The 3,189-nt window shown below is 41.6% G+C and carries 4 protein-coding genes; 1 reads left to right on the top strand and 3 read right to left on the bottom strand.

Going from position 1 to position 3,189, the window contains the following annotated elements:
- Window positions 1–512 precede the first annotated feature (512 nt).
- The 3 genes from rpmH to HT709_RS09490 form a co-directional block, all read right to left on the bottom strand.
- Window positions 513–647 carry a 50S ribosomal protein L34 gene (gene rpmH, locus HT709_RS09480; protein ID WP_000831907.1) on the bottom strand — a complete coding sequence of 45 codons (135 nt, stop codon included), beginning with the start codon at window positions 645–647 and terminating at the stop codon, window positions 513–515.
- A 144-nt stretch (window positions 648–791) separates the two neighbouring features.
- Window positions 792–2,006, bottom strand: a complete 1,215-nt coding sequence (locus HT709_RS09485; protein ID WP_172925715.1) for a pyridoxal phosphate-dependent aminotransferase — start codon at window positions 2,004–2,006, stop codon at window positions 792–794.
- 156 nt (window positions 2,007–2,162) lie between these two features.
- The gene (locus HT709_RS09490) at window positions 2,163–2,462 is read right to left on the bottom strand and encodes a hypothetical protein (RefSeq protein WP_000797852.1); all 300 of its coding nucleotides are present in this window, start codon (window positions 2,460–2,462) and stop codon (window positions 2,163–2,165) included.
- A gap of 170 nt (window positions 2,463–2,632) precedes the next feature.
- On the opposite strand from HT709_RS09490, the gene HT709_RS09495 reads away from it, so the two are divergent.
- Window positions 2,633–3,085, top strand: coding sequence for a universal stress protein (locus HT709_RS09495; RefSeq protein WP_000194272.1), 453 nt, complete (start codon window positions 2,633–2,635; stop codon window positions 3,083–3,085).
- Window positions 3,086–3,189: the final 104 nt, after the last annotated feature.

Raw genomic sequence — 3,189 nt, forward strand, 5'->3', positions numbered from 1 at the left:
TCACAGCTATCACAGCTACATTATACCACTTTGATAAAATTAGTCAACACTTATCCTGACACTTTTATCATTTTTTTCATCGCTGAATCTCACTGAAAGTTCTATAAGGAAGTTAGCCATCCATCCCTCCTAAAAATGAGATGGTTCAACTTGAGATGGTTCAACTATAGTGAAATGAAATAAGAACAGGACAAATCGGTCAGGACAGTCAAATCGATTTCTAACAATGTTTTAGAAGTAGAGGTGTCCTATTCTCGTTTCAATCTACTATAGCTTATAACGAGCCCTTCCTTTACCAGACAGATCTATAGCGAAAGGAAATAAAAACGCAACAGATTGATTAGGAAATGCAAAGCAATTTCTAAAACTGTTTTAGCAGTCGCTATCTACTTTCCTAGCTTCAAGCTACTCTATCTTTGACACCGGGTTCATCTACTCTTACCCCTATTTTTAAGCACAATAAAAGCCAGTAGACTCGAGTTCCTACTGACTTTCCTTCTCCGTGGTTTGGACTAGGCAGCCAAAACGTTGCGTCCTTTACGACGACGAGCTGCCAATACGCGACGACCATTTTTAGTTGACATACGGTTACGGAATCCGTGTTTGCGCGCACGACGAAGTTTACTTGGTTGATAAGTACGTTTCACGATGAATACCTCCTCATAGATTTTGTATTCGTTTAGCCGGCTATAAAGTGATCAGTTACTAAACATACTTTACCATTCTATCTGATTCTGTCACTTTTGTCAATAGCTCTAGGCAATTGTTTCCAGCTTTTTCTCATGTAAGCCCTATCTGCGATACTGTTTTAAGAAACGAGTCATCTTTTCTTGGATTTGGGCTAGTTCCTCGACACGAGGAAGGTAAACGATACGGAAGTGGTCTGGTTCCTGCCAGTTAAAGCCTCGACCATGAACCAAGAGCACCTTTTCCTGCTTCAAGAAATCAAGGACAAACTGCTCATCATCATCGATACGGTACATATTGCGGTCGATTTTGGGAAAGATATAGAGACCCGCCTTGGGTTTAACGGCAGACAAACCTGGAATCTCTTGAATGGCATGGTAGATGAAGTTTCTTTGTTCATAAATCCGTCCACCAGGAAGGAGCAATTCATCGACTGATTGGTGACCACCTAAGGAGGTTTGGACGACTTGTTGGGCCAAAACGTTAGAGCAAAGGCGCATATTGGACAGCATATTGAGCCCTTCGATATAGCCCTTAACATGAGTCTTAGGGCCAGACAGGACCATCCAACCCACACGGAAACCAGCGATACGATGCGATTTTGACAGACCATTCATGCTGACACAGAAGAGATCCGGTGCCAAGCTGGCCACAGGCGTATGCACATGCCCATCCATGACCATGCGATCATAGATCTCGTCCGCAAAGATGATCAAGTCGTTTTGACGGGCAATCTCAATAATCTCCAACAAGAGTTCCTTAGGATAAAGGGATCCAGTTGGGTTGTTTGGATTGATAAGGACGATTGCCTTGGTATTGGAAGTGATTTTTGACTTGATATCGTCAATATCTGGGTACCATTCTGCAGCTTCATCACAGATATAGTGAACGGCATTTCCACCAGCTAGGCTGACAGCGGCCGTCCAGAGAGGATAGTCGGGCATTGGCACCAAGACCTCGTCTCCATTGTCCAAAAGCCCCTGCATGGACATGACAATCAGCTCACTGACACCATTTCCAAGGTAAATATCATCAATATCTACGTTTGGGAATTTCTTCAGTTGGCAGTACTGCATGATGGCCTTACGGGCTGAAAAAATCCCTTTGGAGTCAGAATATCCTTCACTATCACGCGCATTCATAATCAAGTCATGAATGACCTCATCTGGCGCTGTAAAACCAAATTCTGCTGGATTTCCTGTATTCAGACGTAAAATCTTTTCTCCATTTGCTCGCATCCGCATGGCTTCTTCCAAAACCGGACCACGGATATCATAAGCAACATGCTCTAACTTACTAGACTTGTTATATTCTTTCATCTTGTTTCCTCCATTCATCAGACTAGTAACATTATACCACTAGAAAAAGAATGCGACAAGTTTGCTGGAAGCTGTTACTAAAATCCTACAGAAGAAAAACCTCGCTAAAAGCGAGGTCAAGACAGGGGAGATAGCAGGTATTTTGCGAAAGACATATCACATACCAAAAGATAAACCTAGAAAAAGCAAGCCTAAAAAGGAGTCATAGAGAAGATTGAACATGAGGAAAAGCCCCCATATCATCAAGTAATCCCAGCGACCACTTCTTTTAGCGACTAGGAATAATACCAAATGGTAGAGTAAATGAAAGACTAAAAAGCCAACAAAACCTGGATAAAGAAGCGGAATCAACCTATCTAATTGCCAGATCATGATCACTTCTACCAAGACCGAAGCTAAGATGATTCCATAATAAAGGAAATTTATTTTTTTTGATTCTTGAAAAGAGTTTTTCATAACCACTCCTCTCCAATATATTCTATCTTTACTCTCACTCTTTTTATATATTTTAACATATATACATACATATGTCAAGCGCTAACATTTTTTGAAAAATACTTTTTTTGCTTTACTTCTATAGTGAAAAGGTTTACAATTGTAGTAAGAAAATTTCAGGAGGTTTCATTATGACACAACGTTACCAAAATATCATGGTCGCAATCGATGGTTCTAAGGAAGCAGACTTGGCTTTTGTCAAGGGAGTTCATTCTGCTCTACGAAACGACGCTAAACTCACCATCGCCCATGTCATTGACACACGCGCTCTCCAAAGCGTATCCACCTTTGATGCTGAAGTTTACGAACAACTCCAAGTCGACGCTGAAAGTCTGATGAAAGAGTACGAAAAACGTGCTAAAGATGCTGGTGTGGCCGATGTTCATATCGTCATTGAAATGGGAAATCCAAAGACCCTACTGGCACGTACTATTCCCGATGCTGAGGAAGTGGACCTCATCCTCCTTGGCGCAACCGGTCTCAACGCCTTTGAACGCCTATTAGTCGGCTCCTCATCTGAATACATCCTCCGCCATGCTAAGGTCGATTTGCTGGTTGTGAGAGAACAAGAAAAAACCTTATAATCACAAAGAAAAGGAGCTCAGCGCTCCTTTTTGTTTACTATTTATACTCTTCGAAAATCTCTTCAAACCACGTCAGCTTCCATCTGCAACCTCAAAAACATGTT

This window comes from Streptococcus sp. 1343 (assembly GCF_013277355.1).
Lineage (GTDB): Bacteria > Bacillota > Bacilli > Lactobacillales > Streptococcaceae > Streptococcus > Streptococcus pseudopneumoniae.